This window comes from Actinomyces sp. S6-Spd3, from assembly GCF_000758755.1.
Taxonomy (GTDB): Bacteria; Actinomycetota; Actinomycetes; order Actinomycetales; family Actinomycetaceae; genus Pauljensenia.
The window spans coordinates 1-628 of record NZ_JRMV01000059.1; the positions used below are offsets into that span (position 1 = coordinate 1).

A 628-nucleotide genomic window follows, 5' to 3' on the forward strand; every position below is an offset into this window, starting at 1 on the left:
TCGTACTCAAACGAGATCGATGAGGACGGTATCAAGAAGCATGGCATCGTGGTTTCTCGCCGCGTCACCGGAGGCGGCGCCATGTTCATGGAGCCGGGAAACTGTGTCACCTACTCACTGGTGATCCCCACCGGCCTCGTTGATGGGCTTTCGTTTGAAGAGTCTTACCCGTTCCTTGACGAGTGGTGCATGGAGTCCCTCGAAAAAGTTGGGGTGAAGGCCTTCTACATTCCGCTCAACGACATTTCTTCAGAAAAGGGAAAGATCGGTGGCGCGGCCCAGAAGCGGTTTGCCAACGGGTATATGGTTCACCACGTAACGATGGCCTACGACATTGACACGGTGAAAATGCTTGAAACCCTGCGGATTGGCAAGGAAAAGCTCAAAGATAAAGGTACCCGCTCCGCGATTAAACGCGTTGATCCTATGAAGTCGCAAACCGGCATGGCGCGCGAAGACATCATCGAGGTATTCCTGGATCACTTCCGCGCGAAGTACAACGCGACACCCGGTGAAATCACCGAGACTGACATCGCAACCGCTAAAGAAAGGGCGCGTACCAAGTTTTCCACACCGGAGTGGGTGAAGCGCCTCCCGTAGGCAATAGTTATGATTATGACGCACATTT

General features: G+C 53.3%; 1 protein-coding gene. It reads left to right on the top strand.

The window, feature by feature from the left end:
* Positions 1 to 600: lipoate--protein ligase family protein (locus HMPREF1627_RS00405; protein ID WP_034499989.1), on the top strand; the 600-nt coding region annotated here is incomplete at its 5' end.
* Positions 601 to 628: the final 28 nt, after the last annotated feature.